The sequence below is a fragment of the Lysinibacillus sp. NPDC093712 genome (assembly GCF_050280025.1).
In the GTDB taxonomy this organism is placed as follows: domain Bacteria; phylum Bacillota; class Bacilli; order Bacillales_A; family Planococcaceae; genus Lysinibacillus.
Genome location: NZ_JBNNUU010000007.1, coordinates 138,854 through 160,299 on the forward strand (window position 1 = coordinate 138,854; position 21,446 = coordinate 160,299).

General features: G+C 36.5%; 22 protein-coding genes. 10 read left to right on the forward strand and 12 right to left on the reverse strand.

Features of this window, described 5'->3' with window-relative positions; all coding sequences use genetic code 11:
- Positions 1-224 precede the first annotated feature (224 nt).
- Both ACQKNX_RS20725 and ACQKNX_RS20730 read left to right on the forward strand, forming a co-directional pair.
- On the forward strand, positions 225-716 hold the full coding sequence (locus tag ACQKNX_RS20725; RefSeq protein WP_427430488.1) for a helix-turn-helix domain-containing protein: 492 nt from the start codon (positions 225-227) through the stop codon (positions 714-716).
- A gap of 7 nt (positions 717-723) precedes the next feature.
- A complete protein-coding gene (locus tag ACQKNX_RS20730; RefSeq protein ID WP_427430489.1) occupies positions 724-1,359 on the forward strand; it encodes a hypothetical protein in 636 nt (211 codons plus the stop codon).
- A 139-nt stretch (positions 1,360-1,498) separates the two neighbouring features.
- Here the strand turns inward: ACQKNX_RS20730 and ACQKNX_RS20735 are convergent, their stop codons facing one another.
- The 4 genes from ACQKNX_RS20735 to ACQKNX_RS20750 all read right to left on the reverse strand — a co-directional run bounded on the left by ACQKNX_RS20735 (position 1,499) and on the right by ACQKNX_RS20750 (position 5,499).
- On the reverse strand, positions 1,499-1,744 hold the full coding sequence (locus tag ACQKNX_RS20735; RefSeq protein ID WP_427430490.1) for a DUF3006 domain-containing protein: 246 nt from the start codon (positions 1,742-1,744) through the stop codon (positions 1,499-1,501).
- A complete protein-coding gene (locus tag ACQKNX_RS20740; protein WP_427430491.1) occupies positions 1,731-2,906 on the reverse strand; it encodes an MBL fold metallo-hydrolase in 1,176 nt (391 codons plus the stop codon). Before ACQKNX_RS20740 ends, ACQKNX_RS20735 begins: the two co-directional genes overlap by 14 nt.
- Before the next feature lie 106 nt (positions 2,907-3,012).
- Positions 3,013-4,359 (reverse strand): GntP family permease, encoded by a 1,347-nt coding sequence (locus ACQKNX_RS20745; RefSeq protein ID WP_401020117.1) that lies wholly within the window; start codon positions 4,357-4,359, stop codon positions 3,013-3,015.
- Positions 4,360-5,499 (reverse strand): glycerate kinase, encoded by a 1,140-nt coding sequence (locus tag ACQKNX_RS20750; protein ID WP_427430492.1) that lies wholly within the window; start codon positions 5,497-5,499, stop codon positions 4,360-4,362.
- Between the two features lie 205 nt (positions 5,500-5,704).
- Here ACQKNX_RS20750 and ACQKNX_RS20755 point away from each other — a divergent pair, with 205 nt between their 5' ends.
- A complete protein-coding gene (locus ACQKNX_RS20755) occupies positions 5,705-6,778 on the forward strand; it encodes a CdaR family transcriptional regulator (RefSeq protein ID WP_427430493.1) in 1,074 nt (357 codons plus the stop codon).
- Positions 6,779-7,051: 273 nt separating this feature from the next.
- Here ACQKNX_RS20755 and ACQKNX_RS20760 read toward each other — a convergent pair whose 3' ends face one another.
- Positions 7,052-8,557, reverse strand: a complete 1,506-nt coding sequence (locus ACQKNX_RS20760) for a coproporphyrinogen III oxidase (RefSeq protein ID WP_427430494.1) — start codon at positions 8,555-8,557, stop codon at positions 7,052-7,054.
- Positions 8,558-8,746: 189 nt separating this feature from the next.
- On the opposite strand from ACQKNX_RS20760, the gene ACQKNX_RS20765 reads away from it, so the two are divergent.
- Complete coding sequence (locus tag ACQKNX_RS20765; protein WP_427430495.1) at positions 8,747-9,127, forward strand: hypothetical protein; 381 nt, start codon at positions 8,747-8,749, stop codon at positions 9,125-9,127.
- A 67-nt stretch (positions 9,128-9,194) separates the two neighbouring features.
- On the opposite strand, the gene ACQKNX_RS20770 is transcribed toward ACQKNX_RS20765, so the two are convergent.
- The 3 genes from ACQKNX_RS20770 to ACQKNX_RS20780 form a co-directional block, all read right to left on the reverse strand.
- Positions 9,195-9,857 (reverse strand): ribonuclease H family protein, encoded by a 663-nt coding sequence (locus ACQKNX_RS20770; RefSeq protein WP_427430496.1) that lies wholly within the window; start codon positions 9,855-9,857, stop codon positions 9,195-9,197.
- A gap of 137 nt (positions 9,858-9,994) precedes the next feature.
- The gene (locus tag ACQKNX_RS20775) at positions 9,995-10,339 is read right to left on the reverse strand and encodes a YlbF family regulator (RefSeq protein ID WP_340822416.1); all 345 of its coding nucleotides are present in this window, start codon (positions 10,337-10,339) and stop codon (positions 9,995-9,997) included.
- Positions 10,340-10,357: 18 nt separating this feature from the next.
- A complete protein-coding gene (locus ACQKNX_RS20780) occupies positions 10,358-11,500 on the reverse strand; it encodes a DUF445 domain-containing protein (protein WP_427430497.1) in 1,143 nt (380 codons plus the stop codon).
- A 220-nt stretch (positions 11,501-11,720) separates the two neighbouring features.
- On the opposite strand from ACQKNX_RS20780, the gene ACQKNX_RS20785 reads away from it, so the two are divergent.
- The 4 genes from ACQKNX_RS20785 (at position 11,721) to ACQKNX_RS20800 (ending at position 15,256) form a co-directional block, all read left to right on the forward strand.
- Positions 11,721-11,924 (forward strand): YheE family protein, encoded by a 204-nt coding sequence (locus tag ACQKNX_RS20785; RefSeq protein ID WP_340822414.1) that lies wholly within the window; start codon positions 11,721-11,723, stop codon positions 11,922-11,924.
- Positions 11,925-12,094: 170 nt separating this feature from the next.
- Positions 12,095-12,505 carry a hypothetical protein gene (locus tag ACQKNX_RS20790; RefSeq protein WP_427430498.1) on the forward strand — a complete coding sequence of 137 codons (411 nt, stop codon included), beginning with the start codon at positions 12,095-12,097 and terminating at the stop codon, positions 12,503-12,505.
- Positions 12,506-12,928: 423 nt separating this feature from the next.
- Positions 12,929-14,272 (forward strand): hemolysin family protein, encoded by a 1,344-nt coding sequence (locus ACQKNX_RS20795; protein ID WP_401014366.1) that lies wholly within the window; start codon positions 12,929-12,931, stop codon positions 14,270-14,272.
- Positions 14,273-14,347: 75 nt separating this feature from the next.
- Complete coding sequence (locus ACQKNX_RS20800) at positions 14,348-15,256, forward strand: cation diffusion facilitator family transporter (protein ID WP_427430499.1); 909 nt, start codon at positions 14,348-14,350, stop codon at positions 15,254-15,256.
- Positions 15,257-15,326: 70 nt separating this feature from the next.
- On the opposite strand, the gene ACQKNX_RS20805 is transcribed toward ACQKNX_RS20800, so the two are convergent.
- Together ACQKNX_RS20805 and ACQKNX_RS20810 are read right to left on the reverse strand one after the other, a co-directional pair.
- Positions 15,327-16,067: an effector binding domain-containing protein gene (locus ACQKNX_RS20805; RefSeq protein WP_427430500.1), complete on the reverse strand. Its 741-nt coding sequence runs from the start codon at positions 16,065-16,067 to the stop codon at positions 15,327-15,329.
- Between the two features lie 84 nt (positions 16,068-16,151).
- Complete coding sequence (locus tag ACQKNX_RS20810) at positions 16,152-17,078, reverse strand: helix-turn-helix transcriptional regulator (protein WP_427430501.1); 927 nt, start codon at positions 17,076-17,078, stop codon at positions 16,152-16,154.
- A gap of 411 nt (positions 17,079-17,489) precedes the next feature.
- Between ACQKNX_RS20810 and ACQKNX_RS20815 the strand changes: the two genes are divergently transcribed.
- Positions 17,490-18,611, forward strand: a complete 1,122-nt coding sequence (locus tag ACQKNX_RS20815) for a response regulator (RefSeq protein ID WP_427430502.1) — start codon at positions 17,490-17,492, stop codon at positions 18,609-18,611.
- A 342-nt stretch (positions 18,612-18,953) separates the two neighbouring features.
- Here the strand turns inward: ACQKNX_RS20815 and ACQKNX_RS20820 are convergent, their stop codons facing one another.
- The gene (locus tag ACQKNX_RS20820) at positions 18,954-19,601 is read right to left on the reverse strand and encodes a response regulator transcription factor (RefSeq protein ID WP_340822407.1); all 648 of its coding nucleotides are present in this window, start codon (positions 19,599-19,601) and stop codon (positions 18,954-18,956) included.
- Positions 19,602-19,614: 13 nt separating this feature from the next.
- Positions 19,615-20,730, reverse strand: coding sequence for a GAF domain-containing sensor histidine kinase (locus ACQKNX_RS20825; protein ID WP_427430503.1), 1,116 nt, complete (start codon positions 20,728-20,730; stop codon positions 19,615-19,617).
- 234 nt (positions 20,731-20,964) lie between these two features.
- Here ACQKNX_RS20825 and ACQKNX_RS20830 point away from each other — a divergent pair, with 234 nt between their 5' ends.
- Complete coding sequence (locus ACQKNX_RS20830) at positions 20,965-21,390, forward strand: disulfide oxidoreductase (RefSeq protein WP_427430504.1); 426 nt, start codon at positions 20,965-20,967, stop codon at positions 21,388-21,390.
- Positions 21,391-21,446 lie beyond the last annotated feature (56 nt).

Here is a 21,446-nt window from a genome sequence, read left to right on the forward strand (position 1 = left end):
TTAGCATAGTTTTTGTGCATAGTTCCTGCTTTTAAAAGTATCGCTAATTACTAGGAAGTGATTTAAATGTCCTGATTTTTTAATGTTTACAGTTAGTGAATTGGGTGAAAATTGTTAATTATAGAGCCATTACACGCTAGCAAGAAGTGGTTTCCTTTGTTTCCTTTTCAAAATAAATTATGATATATTCAAGAAGAATACAAGTAAACGGAGGTGCGTATACTATGATTACCATACAAGAAATGGAACAAACGATAACAGTCGATGTAGATGATTATCAAATTCACGAAAAAGGCGAAATAAGCTACATCAAAGAAGTAACTGATATTATTGAAGAAAAAATAATAGAATATGTTCGTCGCGGGAAGAAAATTAAAATTGAAATCAAAGTTCAGCCAAAAGAGGACGTGGAGATAATGAAAGTAATTCCTATTCCTAAAAAAATTGGTGTTAGCGATGCTGCTAAGATTCTCGGTGTCAGTCCACAAATGATTAGACGACACTGTGCCAACGGTAAACTTAGCGCACAACAAACTTTTGAAGGTAGTGGGAAATGGACAATTAGTGTCGATGAAAAAATTACTACAGCTCCATATTGGAATGAATTTATCACTGCTCTAAGAGACCGACAATCACAATCTCTAGAACTTATAAAATCACTAAAAGAAGCGACAGAAGTGAGAATATCGGATCTCGAAGGCGAATCGGAGGCGTAATATTCACATGTTAATTTATTTATTAGATACTAATGTTATTCGTTATATTAGGAAAACTTCTGATAGTGATAAACAAAAAAGCAAAGAGTGGTTTCGAAAAACAAAACGCTTTTTGGATAAAGTAGAAGAAGATATTATTGACGGAAACGCTGATTTTCGCATAACTGATGTTACAAAATCAGAACTTGCGATTCAGCGTTTTTCAATTGGTGAGAAAAAATCATTGAAAGTTCAGAGTGAAATAAATAAACACGGTTCACCGCTAGATACTGAGTATTTAAATACGGCTATAATTAACGCAGCTAAAGAAATGATTGCCTATCTGGTAAGTACATACAATTCAAAGAAAGATGCATATGAAATGGATTATGTTTTTGCACGAGGTGGTACGGAAGATATCAAAATAATGTGTTGTGCTTTTGATTTAGAAGAATGTGTTATCACAACAGGGAATGTAAAGGATTTTTTAATTTATGTTGTTTTGTATAATAAAAATAATGTTTTATATGATATCGGCGCTGAGTGTTATGTAAAGCTTCCTGAAAATCTTATTCGAGATATTTATAACGATGAGCAATTTATTGAATTACGCGATAACTGGTTAAATCAAATGAACAATTTAGCAGAAAATGAACTAGATTAAGAGCAGAATACAGAAAAACTAACAAATTATAAAATTTGTTAGTTTTTCCATGGGAGCGGTGTAAGCCGCAGGAGTCTTCGTGGATTTTTACTTGGTGCCAGTCACTGAAACAATTCAGAATTGTTTCAGTGACTGGCACTTAATTTTTTCGGCGTAATTTGTCCATCAAACTTTGTACTTCGGCTTTTTTTTGCTCTGTTTCTTCTTTTATTATGTCGATTTGGTAGGTGTTATCGATTTCTTTAATTAAGACGCGATCACCAGCTTGTAACGATTGGTCAATAGTATTGATAGGTAGAATTAGTTGCTCAATTTCCTCTGGATATTTTAAAAAAATTGCATAGCCATCTTCAATGCGGTCTAATGTGTATTTAGTCGAGTTCACTTACAACTTCCCCTTTCGCATTAAGTAATTGTGCACTATCCCCGTCATTCAGCCAAATCTGTCTTGTTGTCCACTTTAAATAATTTTGCCCTTCACGCGCTGTCGTACCGCTTGTAACATAAATCGTTTTGCCAGGCTGTAACGATACATTTGGAAAATTAAAAACTTGATTACCTTCTATTGATACAAGTTGCCAATCTTTTAACGAAACCGTTTCTTGACCGTTATTTTTTATAGCAACTATTTCCCCTATTAAATCCTTGCTAATAATTTCAACATCTTGTTTCATTTTTGGCTTTTCGGCAATCGCTCCAGACCACTCTTTTGCACTTACATTATAGCTTACCCCATCTGTTGAAACGGTAACTGTACCAGCTTCGGCTGTTGCATAAATTTTACTGCCAATCGCCTGTAAACGCTCTACAACTTCAGCATGTGGGTGTCCGTATTTATTGTCCTTACCATAACTCAAAATGGTTACTTCTGGTTGCACTGCCTGTATAAAGCTTTGAGAGCTACTTGTATTGGAACCATGATGGCCTGCCTTTAAAACCGTCGCCTTCACATTTTGTTGTAGCATCTCTTTTTCTAAAGCTACACCTGCATCACCCGTTAATAAAAAAGAAATATTTCCATAGGTAACTTTTAACACAATCGATGCATCATTATTGTCTGAAGCATTTTCTTTCGCATTCAGCACCTTTACTTCAAGTTCATCATCTAAAGCAATACTATCACCTGTATTTGGCACGTTATACGGAATATTATTCGTATCAATAAGCGAAAGCATTTCTTCAAATGTTTGTGATGTATGTACTTTCCCAGAATCATAAAACTGTTCAATAGGAATCGAATTCAATACAGGGATTAAACCACCAATATGATCGGCATCAGGATGTGTCGCGACAACTACATCAAGCTTATCTATACCAAGTTCATTTATATGTGAAACGACCTGTTGCCCAGCCCCTTTCACACCTCCATCAACGAGCATCGTTTTACCATTCGGTGACTCAATTAAAATTGAATCGCCCTGTCCTACATCAAAAAAATGCACACGCATTTCATGACCTGCTGCCACTGGTATTTTTTCTGTTTCTAATGCTGATGTACAACCTGCTAATACAAAAATACAAAGGAGCACTGCGAGTAATTTTTTCATAGAATAACTTCCTTTCTATTTTCTATTATACAAAAAAAGAGAGCGAACCCGAAGGCTGCTCTCTGTTTCTACTCTAACTAATTGCGAAAACTTCTGCTCAAGCAAGTTAAACTAATATCCACCACAAAATCATCGTAATCACAATCGTTACAAGCCCCTGCAATAATGTCGCAACAGTTTGTGCTTTATAGGCTTGCGTAACTTCCATCCCACTGTATTGCGTAATAACCCAGAAAAAGCTATCATTCACGTGACTAACCGTCATTGCACCTGCACCAATTGCCATAACAACTAATGCTAGGGGAACAGCACCTTCAATGCCAAGCGTAATAAGCATCGGAGCTACTAGTGAGGACGTAATTACTAATGCTGTAGTTGACGAACCTTGTGCTGTTTTTAAGGCAGCTGCTACGATAAATGGTACAACTAGGAAAAGACCTCCAGTTGCAAACATACCTAAATCCATCTCTTGCAACATTTCACCAACGCCAGCATTTTTAATAACCGTTCCAAAAGAGCCGCCCGCTCCAGTAATTAATAAAATCGGAGCAGCCTCTTTTAAGCTGTCACCAATCCAACCAGTTAACGTTTTTTCACTGACTTCAGGTAATAATAACATCGCTGCCGCAACACCTAAAAATAAGGCAACTGTTGGTGACCCTAAAAAACGACAAATCATATTAAATGTAGCTTCACTATCCCCAACTAATGCTGCAATCGATCCTATACCGATTAACACAATTGGAAGCACAATCGGTAAAAATGATTTAAACGTCGAAGGCATTTTACCAAATGATTTAATAATTTCTTCATAATCCAATGCCTCTAAGTCATCTTCAGGCACACGAATTTTTGTCGCTACTTTAACTGACCATAAATAACCTACAAATGTCGCTGGAATCGCTACTAACAATCCAATAACAATCACAGTTCCTAAATAATCTGCCGCCCCTATATTACCAGCCGCTGCTATCGGCCCTGGTGTTGGCGGTACTAAAACGTGTGTAGCAAAGAGCCCTGTTGCCAACGCAACAGCCATCGAGGCAATCGTAACATTTGCGCGCTTTGCTAATGATTTTTGTAAACTCGATAAAATAATAAATCCTGAATCACAGAAAACTGGAATAGATACGATATAGCCGATTAAAGACATAGCTAATTGTGGACGCTTTGGACCAACGATTCGCAATACAACTTCTGCCATTCGATAGGCAGCCCCTGATTTCTCTAAAATTAACCCGATGATTGTTCCAGCTATAATGACTAAACCAATGCTTGTCATTAAGCCTCCAAATCCAGTATTTATACTTTCAACAACAGTTAATAATGGCATACCAGAAGCAATGCCTACAAAAAATGCACTAATTAATAGCGCTAGAAACGGATGAAGCTTTAGCTTTGCTGTTCCGACTACAACAAATAATACCCCTATTAAAATAATAACGAACAACATTTACTCATCCCCCATATTTACATAGTTCTCAATTATTTTTTTCGTTTTTAGACGAATCAAACGATAAGGCTCTTGCATTGCTTGCTGGACAGTAGTCGATTCATCTACTAATGATTCCACAATCGCAAAATAATTGAGTAAAACAGGCTTATCCTCTTCATCAATGGCTCCAGACAATAACACAGCCCGTGTGTTTGTTGTTTTTGCAGCCATTGCCACCCCCAATGGCGCCTTTCCATGTAACGTTTGACGATCCGATTTACCTTCACCAGTAAGAACAATTTGTGCGTCTATCAAATGTTTTTTTAACTGTACAGCATCTATAACAATATCTATGCCTGCATGAAAAGTGCCATTTAAAAAGGCAATTAATGCACCACCTACACCTCCAGCAGCACCTGCCCCTTTATAATCATGTAATCGAATGTGAAATTGCTTTTCCACAATATCTGCAAATTGCTTTAAGCAATTATCAAAAAAAGTAATTTCATGCTCTTTCACACCTTTTTGCGGGCCAAAAATGGCTGTAGCTCCGCGCTCTCCAATCAATGGATTATCCACGTCACATGCAATTGTAAATGTTGCTTCAGACAATCGTGCATCAAGTTGACTATTATCAATGGATGCTAAATCTAGCAATGCTGACACGCCATTCGCAATAGGAGTCCCATCATCTTTTCTAAATTGCAAGCCTAGTGCCCTTAATAGACCAATACCAGCATCGTTTGTTGCACTGCCACCTATTCCAATAATAAATTTACGAAACCCTTTATTAAGTGCTGCCTTTATTAACTGCCCTGTCCCATATGTCGATGCAAGCTCAGGGTTTTTTTCACTGTCCTGCAACAGCGTAATACCAGATGCCTGTGCCATCTCGATAACACATGTTTCATCATCCCCAAGCACCCCAAACTTTGCTTCGATTTTTCTGCCTAGCGGATCAAGTACATTTTCTGAAATATACTTCCCTCCTGTTGAAGCAATGAGTGATTCTAACGTACCTTCTCCACCGTCTGCCACTGGTAAAATAACTGTTTCAATCGATTGATCAGCGTCCAAGATTCCTTCCTGCATTGCATTCGCTACTTCAAATGCAGATAAAGTACCTTTATAAGAATCCGGACAAATTATGACTTTCATGTTATACCCCCACTTTACATCCATTCATATTTACGTTGGTGTTCAGCTGTCAGACGATATAGTTTTATCGCATACAAGAAATTTCTTCTACTCAAAGTTAAGCGCTTACAAATTATTATAATGACAATAAATTCAGAAAACATTATAATGAATGTACAAATTAACTGTCATATAACAGAGGTTTATTTATGCGAGGTGTATAAGCATGTTAACAAAAAAATTAGCAGAAGAAATAGTGCATCAAACAATGTTACGATTACGTCGCAACATTAATGTTATTAGTCCAAGCGGAGTTATTTTAGCTTCTGGCGATAAAATGAGAGTGGAAAATATTCATGAAGGCGCACTTTACGTGGCAAAAACGAAAGAGACACTCATCATTAATGGGGAAAATATTGATGCTTATCCAAATACAAAACCTGGCATCAATATGCCGATTATGTATCAGGATGAGGTCCTTGGAGTGATTGGTATTACAGGCGATTCTGAGGAAATTTTAGAAATTGCCAATCTCGTTCAACTAACAACTGAAATCATGACACATCAAGCTATTGTGGAATCGAAAAGTGAGTGGCAACGTAAAAATAACGATTACATATTCGAAGCGTTGGTGCATGGTAGTAAGATAGACGCTGCCTTACAAGAACGGATTCAAAAGCTTCCGTTCACTTTAGAAGCACCCTTTCAAATTATATTACTTAGCTTGGATGCACCGTCATCTGCAGAAAATAGCCTCCCTCTGTTTTTTGAGGATTTATTTTATAAGCAGGCTGTTCTTTCAGGTCATAGCCAGCTCCATGAATACTATATTTTATTAACAAACTATGATGAGCAGCAAAAGCAGCAAATGATGAAAGCATTACGTAAAAAAAAGCACAAGCTACCTTCATTACAAATAGGTGTGGGACCGACTGTACCCAATCTAGCGCAACTTCCACATTGCTATAACGGTGCTAAAACTGCACTTGAATTTGCCTTTATTAATAAAGAAATCACGTTTTTTGAAGATGTCGAGTTATTTTCTCTTTTTAAAAAGAGAGATTCCGAGGAAGTAAAAGCATTCCAAAATCGCGTTCTAAAAAATATGAATGCTAAACAACTCGAAACATTACAAACCTTTTTTGATTGTAATTTACAACTTAAACTTTGTGCACAACAACTAAATATTCACCGTCACACACTTACCTACCGATTAAATAAAATTCGAGAGCTTACAGGCTACGATCCACAATATTTTGAGGATGCTGTCATCTTAAAAATGGCCTGCACGTTACGGTAAATCATTTGCAGCAATGTGGACAAAGGTTTACCGGCGATTCGGCGATTTCGGATGGTGGTGACAGGCACTCAAACAATTATACGTGTTGATGGTAGCGGAGGCGGCGACTCCTGCGGGAACGCACGCAGCGTAAGACGCAACAAACCGCGCGTTAGCGAGGGTTGCGGCTTACGGTGTGCCCGCGGAAAGCATCCGCCGTAGCGGACATCAACGTCACACCAAAAAAGTGTCAGATTGATTTGCAATCAATCTAACACTTTACTCTTTTGCCCTTTAAGCATTATATAATCCATTTAATAGCTCTATTTTTTTACCAATTGCTTCTTCAAACGTCATGATGTAAGCTGCTGGATCTTTTGGATTATGGAATTGTGTAATCTTCCCTGTCTCAGGATGAACAAATTTTGAAGATGCTCCACAACCGATACCTAAAATCGTCTGCACTTCCTCCATGATCACAATATTATAAATGCTTTCTTCGCCCGCTTTACTGTAGCCTACATTTTCTAAATTACCTAAAATATTTTTTTGACGGTATAGATAGTAAGGAACATAATCATTTTCCTTCGTCCATACTTGCGCCATCTGCATCATTTGTGCAACCCTATCACGATCTGCCACCTTGTATTTATCTTTATTGCGCGTCATTTCAGATGCACGTTTAAAGGATAGTGTGTGGACTGTTAATGACTCTGGTTGCATTTTTGCAGATTCCTCTAATGAATGTTGGAACTCTTCCGTCCCTTCATTTGGCAAACCAATAATTAAATCCATATTAATGTTATTCATACCTGATTCGCGTGCTAGCCAAAACTTATCAATCGTTTCTTGCACCGTATGATGGCGTCCAATTGCCTTTAATGTTTCATCTGTATAAGATTGCGGATTGACACTAATACGATCAATGCCCCATTTTTTCAGTACAGCTAATTTCTCTGGTGTAATCGTATCTGGGCGACCTGCTTCAACCGTTACCTCACGAATCGTTTCTGGGTTCGGGAAGGAGTCATACATCGTTTGATACAATGCATCCATTTCATGTGCCTCGATTGAAGTTGGTGTACCACCACCCCAATAAATCGAAGTGATTTTCATATTATTTTCTGTCAGCCACTTACCCATCTCACGTAATTCAATGTGCAGTCCATCTAAAAATGTCTCTACACGACCTTGTTTACGGTTACTACCAATCGCATAAGCTGGGAAAGTACAATATGCACATTTAGTTGGACAGAAGGGAATGCCAATATAAACACTTATCTCTTTCCCAATATTATCCAAGTCAGGTATTGTGACTAGCTGACGTGCTACAATCTCCTTCAACAGGGCTACCTTTTCCTCTGACAATCGGAAGTCACGTACGAGCACTTCAGCAATTTCTATATCATCCATCCCTGCCTGGCGGAATTTATGATAGAGCTTCGTTGGGCGCACACCTGTTAAAATACCCCATTGCTGATGCATCCCAGTATGCTGCTCTAACACATCTAAAAACACGTGCGATAGTGCACGTTTCATGCGAATATTTTGCTCACGACCAACTGCCTCTATCTCATAATCAATATGGTAATCATTCGTATAACGTTTACCATCTACCTCTAGAACCGCTCTAGAATAGATAGAAAAATTTTCTTCAACTCGGTAGCTGAAAGCAACGGACATATCCGCTCCCTGCGCAGTCGTACTTAACTTCGAATCCTCAAAAAATAAATTCGCAATATGATTTAATACGCGAATCCAATCCTCAGGATATTTTTGATCTATCTGAATAATTTTCATTGTTTTCGCTCTCTTCTTTCAATATTCCAATGTACATTACTAAATTAATGATTGCCTCAATAGTTTAACAAATTTTTATAAGTTTAAGCAAAGCTACTATTAGCAAGCTATTATTAACAGAATATTTAGACTAATTATAGACAAATTATTTAATTATACTTATAATTTTTAATAAAGGTGGTGTTGATAGTGGTTGTAATAAAAGAAAACTCTCCTTCTGTTTCTAGCTTTATTCAGCAATTAGAAGTTGCCTTCCATCATTTTGATTTACAACGTTGTGACGAAAAGACATTGTATATCACCATATTTTTAAAATACCGCGGGCAAAAGGTTCTTTGCGATTTTATTTACATTATTAATCGCCAAGAAATGTATGGTGCTATCTCTATCAACGAGCATTATAAACATGCAAAAAACTTTATTCAACAGCATTTCCACCATATCCTTTTATACTCTGATGAATTACGATTAGCAGGAAACTTCATGAATACATTTCATTTCAAGCAAAGTTTACAGCAGTTTGCCAAAAAATATCCTATATTTATGGCTAATAAACAGCTTTTTGCATAGGACAAGTGTCAGTTATTTTCTAAAAGAAGGTAGGCGTCTGTAATATTCGACGCCTCCCCTTTCACTGTTATTCCTTTATCATTTCACTCAGCCCTGTAATATCAATTCCGTTTAATGCTTGTGTAGCCAGTCTATCTGCTTCTGCATTCTCTTTCCTCGAAATAAGTTTGTAGTCTGGTTGAAGGCTTAGCTCACTTAATTTCGCGTCAATTTTGTCCGCCCATCCTGCTAGATTCTTCTCCAATGCAGGCCATTGCCCATTTAGCTGATTAATCACTACTTGTGAATCCCCAATAATGCTTATCGGCAAATGATGAGCATTTAATAATTCAAGCTCCACTAAACCTAAATAAAGGGCTGCATATTCAGCCTCATTGTTCGATTTGAGCTCCGCGGAAAAGGCATTTTTTCTTAGCCTATAGGGTTTACCATTTTGCTCATAATAAATGGCACACCCAAGTCCTGATTGTGTAGTTGCACGATCAAAGCCTCCATCAAAATAGACAGTAATATTGTGTGGTTCTGTGTCAACTTCTTTTAGATATGCCTTTAACTCCTTGATAGACCAGTTCGTATCTTGTCGATCGATAAATTGGAGTGATTTGACACGTCCCGTACGTTCCATATCCTCCGCCAGTAATAATGCTTGAGCTGCTGGCATTTCTTCTGATCGTAAAACTGTCCCTGCACCCTTTGGTGTTTTATAAGTCCATTCAATCAACACATGCATGACATTCCCTCCATAAGTGAAAACGTGTCTCGAATAGCCGAGACACGTTTTCCTTCTTACTTTGTTATATGTGCAAATAATCGTTTATTTATTCCTTACAAAATATTATACGGTATATTGCCGATAAACATGCTTGCTTACATGCCCTCGTACAACGATTGAATAGGTTTTACTAAAATACGGTTTACTTCTTCGATAACGCCACTTAACTTCATCTCTGCTTCAAGCATAGCTACAATTTTCTCATTTTGTTGCGCGAGCTGTGCTGTTTTTTGAGCATAGAGTAATTCATCTTCTTGTAAATCTTCCCCAGCCATTTGTTTTTGCTGTAAATCTATTTGAATCTTACGGAAGTTTTGGAATAGCTTTATTGCATCCTCATCCGCTTTGACTACCGCTACTGCCTCTTCTAATGTTTTAAATTCCGCCGTTTTGCGGAAAGTTGCCTCCAAAGCATTAATTTCATTATAAATATTAACCATTATTTCTTTTTCCCCTTTCTAAATAAAGTAGACGATTAAACCTTGGACAATACCAATTAGTCCACCAAGAACTGCACCAAGCACAGTAATCATTTTAAATTCACGCTTTGAAATACCAAGGACAAGCTCTTCAAGTTTTGATACAGGAAACGAATCAACTTGTTCACGTACTATTTCTTGTAAATTTAAGCGTTTTAGCACATCTTCTAATTTATCTTCTGCTCTAACAAATGCTTTTTCGATCAGTTGAGGCACTACTGTTTCCCTCATCCAAGTACTACCGTTAGGCCAGTAATATGAGATAGGATGCTGTAAGCGTTCTGCAACTGCTAATTGCTCTTTTACATAGCTTTGTAAATTTGCTAATATCGGTTCAAAGTCAATATCCCCTATATAATCCATTGCGGGGCGATCTTTTAATTTTTCCCACTCCTGTGTGAAAATGTTCGTTAGTAGTGCTGTTGTTCCAGGAGCCTGTATAAACTTCACAAGCTCGCGTTGTACTTTGCCCATAAGTGACGAGGAATCACCTAAAAACATATTAATCATACCGCCAAGTGATCCTTTTGACGATAAAAAATCATCAATCATCGCCTTTATCGTCATTTCACCAGCTGGCGATAAAAAATAATCTTCACCTTTCTCTAAAATATGCCCGACTGCTACTGGAATTTTAGCATCAATCGTATTTTGAATGTCCTCCGATAACAGTGTACGAATTGATCTCGTGGATAATGTATTCTTAACTGATTCAAATTGTCCGGCTACAATTAGCTCTACCTTTTGTTCGATAGTAGCGGGCATATTGGAGAAACCAGCTAAAGATAACCAATCTTGAATCGTTTTAGCATCCGTAAAGAATGTTTCTTCTACCTTTGTTTGTACAAATTGCTCTACTTTATCTTGAATGTCCTTTGAAAAAAACTTTTTCCTAAAGGTCTCAGGTGTCAGTAGATAATTTACAACTGTTAGGCCAAGCTGTTTCGCTAATTCATCACGTCTTTTTGGTATAAGCCCCGGTGTAAATGGCACACGCCAATTTTTAATATAGATCGCTTCATGAGGTCGAAAAAGCATTTTAATTGCTAGATGATTAGTTATACCTCCAATTGCAGCACCGATGATTGCCATAAATAATAATGTCACTATAAAATTGTCCATTAGCATCCTCTCATTTCAATCGTATTCACATTTGGCGTATTTTGTCGCCTATTGGACTCATTATAGCAGAGCAATGAAATCCAACGAAAGAAATACCTCCATTTAATTACGACAAAGTATAATTGTACCTATCTTTAAATAATGACAAATTGTTTAGTTGCAAAATTACCGCTATCCTTGAATAATATTAAATACATATAATTAGAAATGGGGTTTGTATATGATTCAGCATTTTAGCTTTAAACCTTTATTTGAAAATACACAGCTTCCTGGATGGGCCATTTCATTTTTTTATCAACGTGAACGTTACGCTGCAGAATATTTAAAGGATGGCGTCATCCAATGGATTGGACCTATTCCTCCAGATGAAGAAGATGTTAAAAAAATGATTCACGAACTTATGCTTTTCCATATTTATGACTAAAAATATCAATACTTTTTTGCTTTTACCCACTTAAAAATGCCTAATATTTACTAGAAAAATCACTGCTATTATACGAAAAGTGCTTATTTATATTGATATTCCTGTATTTTTCTTATACATTTAATAAATGGATTTATTTCTAAATGTTTTTTATGCAGGAGGCTATTTCAATGAGTAAAGTCGCACTTTCTGATGACTTAAACAACTATAATTCAAAAGCATTAATTCGTGCAAAAGTAAAAGAACTTTTTTCTGAATTTTCGGCAAAGATTTTCGGGTTAGTCGATGAGGTAAGTACTATCGATAGTAAAAAATTTGAAGCACTATCTGGCTTTAGTAGTAATTTTTACAGTGAGTATTGCAGCCAATTAAAAGCTATTTTTGAATCCCCAACTGGAATCGGAAAACGTGCCAGTAAACAAATGTACTTAATTTATAATGGCAATCATTATACCCTTACACAACAAGGGTTGACAGAAAAAGCCCCTATCACCATCTCAACTTTTACAGACGCAATCCCTTTAAAGGAATCTGTGCATGATGTGGAAAAGGCTTGTCTTAAGTTACGCTTTCAACAATAATTTTTTCGATACATATTGACGCAAAAAAGAGGTTGTCTCCATAAATGAGACAACCTCTTTTTTGTTGCATATTAAAAATAATTCATTTAAAAAAATCCACAAGTAAAGCACTCTTGAGATTTTTGACGTGTCGTTTTATATGAGATGCAAATGCTTCTTTCTCTAAATAAACTATCCTTGCTCCATATAAAGTTAGCATAATGCATATTGATTTTCAATCATTTGTCATCTAGATAATGTCCATTTTTTTAAAAGCAAAGCCTTCTTAAAATAGTATAAAAAAGTCGTTGTCAATATTTGTGTTTTAGTTATAAATAACTTATGATTAAAACATCCAACAATTTTTTAAATCATAGGAGGTGTACACTTTGTTTACTTCCCTCATTCGGGCGGGGACAAAGGAATTATTTGGACGGAGACATATTGGAAATAACCATTAGGTTGGCGGCATTCGCCCTACTAATCATAATGACAGGATTTTTCGTTGCAACTGAATTTGCAATCGTAAAAGTAAGAACTACCCGCATTGATCAATTAGTCGCAGAAGGCCATAAAAAAGCGAAAAATGCAAAACGTGTTGTATCGGATTTAGACGAGTACTTATCCGCTTGTCAGTTAGGTATTACAATTACAGCACTTGGACTTGGGTGGTTAGGTGAACCAACGTTTGAAATCATTTTACATCCAGTGTTCGAGTTTCTAAATCTGAACGGTAGTATAACATCTATCCTTTCATTTATACTTGCATTCTCAATTGTAACGTTTATGCATGTAGTTATCGGGGAATTGGCGCCAAAAACTTTAGCCATCCAAAAAGCAGAATTTGTTACATTAAACTTGTCTGGTCCGTTAATTTTATTCCATAACATTACGTATCCAATCATTAAATTATTAAATGGCTCTGCTCGTGGTTTAACAGGTCTATTTGGTCTTAAAATGATGTCAGAATCAGAAGTTGCGCATACTGAAGAAGAATTGCGTATGATTTTGTCGGATAGTTTAAAAGGTGGAGAAATTAATAACGCAGAATATGAATATGTTAACAGTATCTTCGAGTTCTCAGATCGCCTTGCAAAAGAAATCATGGTACCACGTACTGAAATCGTCGGAATTGAGAAAGAGCTTACTATTAAAGAAGTTTTCGATTTAATGGGTGTTGAACAATATACTCGTTATCCAATTATCGACGGTGATAAAGACCATATTATTGGTTTAGTCAATATGAAGCATTTATTAACTGCTTACATTAAAGACCCAGCAAATGGTGATAAATTAGTGATTGACTATATGCAACCGATTATTCGCGTTATGGAAACAACGCAAATTAATGAATTATTACTCAAGATTCAACGAGAACGTATTCATATGGCTATTTTAATGGATGAGTATGGTGGAACATCAGGTCTTGTAACCATTGAAGATATTATCGAGGAAATTGTCGGGGACATTCAAGATGAGTTCGATGAAGATGAAATCCCAGAAGTACAAGAAGTTGCAGAAAATCATTTTATTTTAGATGCAAAAATGCTACTAGAAAACGTCAATGATATGCTAGGTACTGACATAGAAGATGATGATATCGATACAATTGGTGGTTGGTTCATGACGAAGCGTTTCGATGCTGTCGAAGGTGATAGTATTGAAGAGCAAGGTTTTGAATTCACAGCTAAAGAACTAGACGGTCACCACATATTATACTTAGAAGTTCTGAAGTTACCTGAACTTGATTTAGCAAATGACATCGAAGAATCGAAAGACTATAAATAACACAGCTAAGACGGCTCCCTTTCATATAAGGGGGTCGTTTTATAATGCCCGAAAGTTTTGCGAGGAGGAAACAAAATGGAGCTCTATACAAATTTACGTCAAGGGGAAAAAGGCGCTTGGTTATCTATAGCTACCTACTTAATACTGAGCTCAGTAAAGTTAACAATTGGCTATATTGGAACATCTGAAGCTTTAAAAGCAGATGGATTAAATAATACAACTGATATCATTGCATCTATTGCCGTTTTAATCGGCTTACGTATTGCCCAAAGACCACCAGATTCAAATCACCAATATGGCCATCTACGCGCTGAGACTGTTGCGTCACTTGTTGCATCTTTCATTATGCTTGTTGTCGGCTTACAAGTTTTGATTGCTTCTTTACAAGGACTGTGGGAGCCAACTGGCACAACCCCATCCATGTTAACAGCATTTGTTGCCATTGGGAGTGCTGTAGTAATGTATATTGTTTATCGCTACAATTTAGCTCTATCAAAAAAAATACGAAGTGCTGCTGTAAAAGCTGCCGCTTATGACAATCGTTCAGATGCACTTGTCAGCATTGGTACAGCTATCGGGATATTCGGTGCAATTTTCGGTTTCCCGATAATTGATACATTGACAGCACTTGTTGTAGCTTTTCTTATACTAAAAACTGCTGTAGAAATATTTTGGGAAGCTGTTCAAAGTCTTACAGATGCCTTTGATATTGATGAAGTAGAGACTTTGTCAGTACTAATTCGCAATGTAAACGGGGTTATTGAGCTTTTAGATTTCAAAGGACGTGCACATGGAAATATGTACTTTATAGATGTAACAGTGACTGTGAATCCTTATTTAAATGTCTTTGAAAGCCACCGTATTACAGAAGAAATTGAACGTACAATTATGCGGGAAAATCGCTTCTGTCAGGTGCTCGTGCATATAGAACCACATATCGAAGATTTGCCTCCTACAAACAAAAACCAGTCTCCTACCATTTAATGGTAAGAGACTGACTTATTGCGTTATGCCGCTTCGCTTCAAAATAAAAGCAATTGGCGTTTAACTATACTTACTTTATTGCAATATAAATATCGACCTGTGACTCATTAGGTTGGCATCGTTCATCATATATTTCAAAGTCGCCAGTATATGTTCGTTCTACATCTGAGTTTGCAAACCAAGCCCATATTTCTTGCCAAGCTTTGATGACAATCTCTGGCATTGACCCTTTTTCTGAAGTAAAAACTAAATATTTCGAGGCAGGAATTGTTTTGACGGACATCCCATTTGGCACTTCTTTGTCTGTTGATACTTCCACTCCAAGGGTAATTGAATAATCTCCATTAACATCTGTTTCATAATCCGAATATAGTCCATACATAACGCCCTCGTTCACTTGATTTAACAGTTGACCAGCTACATTTTGCTGAAAGTAACTTGTCCATAATTGGGGTATTTTCGCTGTTGGAGTAATTTCATTCGCATTATTTGTACGCGCTTCTATTCCTACTATTTGAAAGCTTTGTTTTTCTTGCACAACAGGAGGATTGACATCGCCTGCTCTCCATCTTTTTAAGCTAGGTAAAAACGAAGCTAACATTTGACGTGCCTCTTCTTCTGCCATGCCCTCTTCCTTTAAATGAGGTACACATATGTTAATCATTTCATTGACAGTTATATTTGGCTGTTTAAACTCTCCTAATTCGTAGCAATATGTGCAATAGTCCTGACACACTTGCCCATCTTTTTCTGTTGCTAATAGTTTTGCATCCACTAATGGCATTCCACAGCTTTGGCAATAAGTTTGCATAATTTATATCCACCCTTCGTTCATTTGTTTTCACTATACCAAAGCAAACTTGACAACTGTATGTCATCATTTGAGCGTAATATTTCACTCTTTGTTTTCTGCATATAATGCTACAATTTCCTGTGCCCGACTTTTCACAATATCAACTAAATAAGGAGGATCAATAAGCTTTATTCGCTTCCCAAAGCTCAGCAAAAATCCATATAGCCATTCATCTTCAGGCAATGAAACTTGCACGATAGATTTTTCATTATCAATATGTTCTGCTCCAAATGTTTCTTCCACTAATGTTCGAATAGTTTCATCAAATGACAGTGTGATTTCCACTAAGTTTTTCGGTTGCTGCCAAGCTTTATCCCAAGGCAGTTCTGCTAAATGAACGGTCTTCCGTTCAAAACATATTAACTCTTCTTTAATTTCCTTCATTCTTGAGATTTTAAATAACCGAAAACCTTCTCTTAATGTGCAATAACCATATATATACCATACTTTCCCCTTCTGTACTAAAGTATGCGGCTCTATCAAGCGCTTTGTCATCGTCCCATGCGCGGTTGAATACAAGAAGCTTACACAATACTCATCTTCAATTGCCCTTTTTAATAAGGTTATTTGTTCTTTTAATATAACGTTCTGTCCCCAAGGGCTTAGGTCAACAAATAAATGATCAATCGATTTTTTCACTTTTTCATCTGCTATCCCTGTTAGTTTTTCTAAAACAGCTGTGGCGTGAGCATCCTCATATGATGTTAAGGCACTTTTAAGAGCTATTGACAGAGAGGTTAGTTCCTCCTTCGTTAAAATTTGCTTATCCATTCTATAACCATCAATTAAACTAATCCCTCCGTTTACCCCTTGCTGACTCACAACAGGAACCCCTGCACAGCTAAGGGTTTCAACATCGCGATAAATTGTGCGAACTGATACGTCAAATAACTCTGCCAATTCTTGAGCTTTTACTTTTTTACGATTAATTAAAATCATGGTCATCGTTAGTAAACGATCTAATTTCATTTGTCTAATCCCTCAACTTTGTACATATTTTTAAAACACACACTACTTTTCCACAACAAAGTAATTTTCAATTACTTATATCCTATTATTTTTAAGTATTTTTTAAGTACCTTTTGAGTTTTCTTTAAGTCAAATGTACTATAATAACGGCTATTACATAATACATTCATTAGAATGTTTTACAAAATAAGAAAATAAAGAAACTTTAAATCCCTTCAGTCAATTTTCTAGTTTAACTATCGTTACTTTCTTTTTTCAAAATAGTTTAATAATAAACGCTTATACAATTATTTCAATTCTCTTAACACTACATAAAAAACTTTTATCCTCTATATAATGGGGAGACCTTTTCAAAAACAATGTACTAGAGTTTAATGGTTTTCAATTTAATTGTATAAAGGAGATTTTGATGTGATTCGAGCCGTTTTAATAGACAATGAACCTCTAGCTTTACACTATTTTCAAAATAAGCTACAAAACTTTCAACAAATAGAGGTTACCCAAACCTTCACTAGTGTAAAACTATTCTTAAATAGCCTTCCATCACTGGAATTTGAAGTAATATTTTTAGAAATAAAGCTTGATGAACTGAATGGACTTGAAGTAGCTGATATTATAAAAAGCAATCGCCCACATGTAATTGTTATATTTATAACTTCGTATTCAGAATTTGCAATCCAAGCATATGAAATTGGAGGACTTGATTATTTACTTAAACCGATTAGCCAAGCACGCTTAGAAAAAACAGTATCACGTATAGAACATGAATTTTCTATGCAACAGTTGGTACAACAAACTTCTAATACGATTTTAAACGTCCAATGCTTTAATCAATTTGCTACCTATAGCAACAATAGTCTCGTTTCCTTCAAAACTGAGAAAACGAAAGAGTTATTCGCTTATTTTATATTGCACCCCAACATGCCTATTCATCGGGATGTTTTAATCGAAATTCTTTGGCCAAATTTAGATTATGTTCGTGCTAAATCTAATCTTCATACAGCACTATCTTATTTAAGAAAAACATTAAATAATATGGGCTACGCCAACTGTATAATATTTTCAAACAAATATTATATTTTTGAGAAGCCTAATATTTTGTGTGATTTGTACGAATTCCAAGATTGTTTTAGTGATTTTAAGAAGTCTGATTTTCCTCCGATTTCCTTAATTAATCAATGTCTTGCTATTTATAAGGAAGGCTTACTCATATTTGATGATTATGAATGGGCTACCTCAAATAGAGATAAGCTTACTAAATCATACATAGAGTTATTAGAGAAAGGGTTTCAAACAAGCATTGGAACCGAAACGGAAAAAGCTATTGACTATCTCAATCGTTTATTAGAGTTTGATCCTTATAATGAACATAAGCTCGAACAATATTTACAACTGTTAATTGAGGCGGGGCTGCATACACAGGCATACATTATTTTTTTAACCTATGAGCAAAAACTAAAAGAAGACTTAGCACTCGCTCCGAGCTCCACTTTACTAGAAATGTCTAACAAATTATTTAGTCATAATCAATAATTTACATGGAAAGAGGCGACAAAAGAGAAAAAGTGTTAGATTGACTTCAATCAATCTAACACTTTTTACTATGCCGTTGTTGTCCGCTACGGAGGTTGCTTTCCGCGGGCACACCGTAAGCCGCAACCCTCGCTAACGCGCGGTCTGTTGCGTCTTACGCTGCATGCTGTTCCCGCAGGAGTCACCGCCTACGCTACCAACAAGTGCTATCTTCTAATTTTTTATTAAATAAAAAAGAAAGAATAGCTAAGTTTTCATTCATTTTACATAGCGGATAAACTAACACGTTTGTTCCTCTTTTTAAAATTTTAAAGTTTTGTCCCGGTCACGTTTATTTATTGCCTACTGGCCGCTGCCTTCTGTCAATCCATGCTTTACTGCATAGAGTGCGGCTTGTGTCCGATCTTGCACTTGTAGCTTCGTAAAAATATTGGAAATATGTGTTTTTACTGTTTTTTCAGTAACGAATAATGATGATGCAATTTCTCGGTTACTTTTTCCCTTTGTAAGCTCTGCAAGTACATCCTGCTCACGTGGAGTTAGCGGATTTAAAACATGTAGTGCATTTTCTGATTCTTGACGATCCATCTCAAGTGTCGAAGTTGCTTCTGGGTGTAATGTATGTTCCCCCTGCATAATGCGACGAATCGATGATACTAACTCATCTGGTTCAATATCCTTTAGCTGATATCCCGCTGCTCCAGCTTCCATCGCTGGTACAACATGATCTCGATCAGAGAAGCTCGTTAACATTAAAATTTCGATGTGCGGAAACTTAGACTTTATGCGCTTTGTTGCTTGAATACCATCCATTTCAGGCATTACTAAATCCATTAAGATAATATCTGGCTGTATGCTTTCAGCTAGCGCAACTGCTTCCACACCATTTTTCGCTTCCCCCACAACCTCAATATCTTTCTGTGTCTTTAAAAAAAATAATAATCCTCGTCGGACTACATGATGATCATCGGCAATTAGTACACGAATCATTTTTACTCCCCCCTCAATATGGCAAGCGGATTAGCAGCTCCGTACCCTTGCCAATTTCACTTACCCAGTCAGCTTTTCCCCCTACCGATTTAGCTCGATCTTTTATCGATTGTAAGCCTATCGATAAGAGCTTTGTATTATGATCAATTACAAAGCCTCGTCCCTCATCACGAATGACTAATAATATATCAGTAGCTGTTACCGTAATATAAAGTGCCGCTTCAAGTACACCAGCATGGCGACGCACATTATTAAGCGCTTCCTGTGCTACACGAAACAGTGTTTCTTCTATACGAGATGGAAATTGTAAAACACCTGATACGGTTACATGAAGCTTTAATCCGAGCATTTCAGCATACACCTTTATCGCTTCTAACAGTCCATTCTCTAAACCTTTTGGTCGCAGTTGCCAAATGAGTGCACGCATTTCTGTTAAAGCATCTTGTGTTAAATGCTGTATCTCCTTAAATGTTTCCTTTACCTCTGAGTCGTTACTCATCTCAATGCCGGCCCTCGCCGTTAATGTTACGGAGAAAAGGAGCTGATTAACAGAATCATGTAAGTCCCGCGCCAGACGATTACGCTCCTTCACTAGTGCCATTTCCTGCTCCTGCTTTGTCAATAATATACGCTTAATGGCAGAGCCCATTTGAAAGGCAACAGATTCCAGTAATGCTAGCTCTTCCTCTGAAAAACGTACCGTATTCTTCGATGCTACATTCAAAACACCAAATCGTTCCTGACCTGATTGCAGAGGTACCGTTGCATGATGTGTAATTCCTTCGTGATCGCCAACATTTGCAGCAATTGCACTTTCGATCCGTTGACATTCAATAATATTAGAAGCTTTTTTTAATTCTTCATTGCGATAACGGGAAACACACCAGCAGCCTCCCTTTTTTAAATAGTGGCAATTTTTATGTTCAAGTGCCTCTGGTAAATTTTCATGGACAACAAGCTCTGATCGTCCTTTTTCATCAATAAAAAATATCCAGCCCGTTTCAAAATTTGTACCATTTAAAAACTTCACAAGCGCGCCTTTTAAGGTAGTGATTATTTCTGTTTCCTCATTAAGTAACTCAGCAATTTCTTTTAAAATACTAATATTGGAGTGCTCGTTCTCTCTCACAAAAACACCTCTTTTTATTGGCATTACTTAGTTTAATGATAACATTTCCGAGTCAAAGGTGTCTGCCTGAGCCGTTCATACTTTAGACTGAATTTCCATTGTTTTTATAAGTAATTGTTTGAACGTAATGACTAGATAGCAATAGAGAAACTCTATAATTGAAACATTTTACTTCTAAATTCAAAACACATATAATCGTAACAAGTACATCGTTAATATAAAGGGAGTTTTTATATGTCAAAAAAAGAGGAAAATAGCTTATTGTTTATTTGGATTGTCTCTATCGTTGCAACATTAGGCTCACTATATTTTTCAGAGATTCGTCACTACGAGCCTTGTAAAATGTGTTGGATTCAACGTATTTTCATGTATCCAATAGCAATAATGACTACTATTGCCTTTATTCAAAAAAATCCACGTATAGCTGTAACAACGGCAGTATTCGCCGTTATAGGTGGCTCTGTATCACTTTATCATTATGGAATTCAGAAACTAAGCTTTTTAGCTGCTTCTGCTCCTTCTTGTGGTGCCGTATCTTGCACGGGTCAATACATAAACTGGCTTGGTTTCATTACAATCCCGTTTTTAGCATTAACAGCGTTTATTTTAATTGCAGGCGCAAGCTTCTATTTAATCAAATCGTTAAAAACTGCAAAATAATGTAACAAGAACGATAAGTACGTTTTTTTGATTTACAACATAATGTCCGACAAAAA

Excerpts from the sequence above, each read along its gene's own strand:
- ACQKNX_RS20725 (WP_427430488.1), top strand. The coding sequence starts at position 225 with ATGATTACCATACAAGAAATGGAACAAACGATAACAGTCGATGTAGAT.
- ACQKNX_RS20730 (WP_427430489.1), top strand. The coding sequence starts at position 724 with ATGTTAATTTATTTATTAGATACTAATGTTATTCGTTATATTAGGAAA.
- ACQKNX_RS20740 (WP_427430491.1), bottom strand. The coding sequence starts at position 2,906 with ATGAAAAAATTACTCGCAGTGCTCCTTTGTATTTTTGTATTAGCAGGT.
- ACQKNX_RS20745 (WP_401020117.1), bottom strand. The coding sequence starts at position 4,359 with ATGTTGTTCGTTATTATTTTAATAGGGGTATTATTTGTTGTAGTCGGA.
- ACQKNX_RS20750 (WP_427430492.1), bottom strand. The coding sequence starts at position 5,499 with ATGAAAGTCATAATTTGTCCGGATTCTTATAAAGGTACTTTATCTGCA.
- ACQKNX_RS20755 (WP_427430493.1), top strand. The coding sequence starts at position 5,705 with ATGTTAACAAAAAAATTAGCAGAAGAAATAGTGCATCAAACAATGTTA.
- ACQKNX_RS20760 (WP_427430494.1), bottom strand. The coding sequence starts at position 8,557 with ATGAAAATTATTCAGATAGATCAAAAATATCCTGAGGATTGGATTCGC.
- ACQKNX_RS20770 (WP_427430496.1), bottom strand. The coding sequence starts at position 9,857 with ATGCATGTGTTGATTGAATGGACTTATAAAACACCAAAGGGTGCAGGG.
- ACQKNX_RS20775 (WP_340822416.1), bottom strand. The coding sequence starts at position 10,339 with ATGGTTAATATTTATAATGAAATTAATGCTTTGGAGGCAACTTTCCGC.
- ACQKNX_RS20780 (WP_427430497.1), bottom strand. The coding sequence starts at position 11,500 with ATGGACAATTTTATAGTGACATTATTATTTATGGCAATCATCGGTGCT.
- ACQKNX_RS20785 (WP_340822414.1), top strand. The coding sequence starts at position 11,721 with ATGATTCAGCATTTTAGCTTTAAACCTTTATTTGAAAATACACAGCTT.
- ACQKNX_RS20790 (WP_427430498.1), top strand. The coding sequence starts at position 12,095 with ATGAGTAAAGTCGCACTTTCTGATGACTTAAACAACTATAATTCAAAA.
- ACQKNX_RS20800 (WP_427430499.1), top strand. The coding sequence starts at position 14,348 with ATGGAGCTCTATACAAATTTACGTCAAGGGGAAAAAGGCGCTTGGTTA.
- ACQKNX_RS20805 (WP_427430500.1), bottom strand. The coding sequence starts at position 16,067 with ATGCAAACTTATTGCCAAAGCTGTGGAATGCCATTAGTGGATGCAAAA.
- ACQKNX_RS20810 (WP_427430501.1), bottom strand. The coding sequence starts at position 17,078 with ATGAAATTAGATCGTTTACTAACGATGACCATGATTTTAATTAATCGT.
- ACQKNX_RS20820 (WP_340822407.1), bottom strand. The coding sequence starts at position 19,601 with ATGATTCGTGTACTAATTGCCGATGATCATCATGTAGTCCGACGAGGA.
- ACQKNX_RS20830 (WP_427430504.1), top strand. The coding sequence starts at position 20,965 with ATGTCAAAAAAAGAGGAAAATAGCTTATTGTTTATTTGGATTGTCTCT.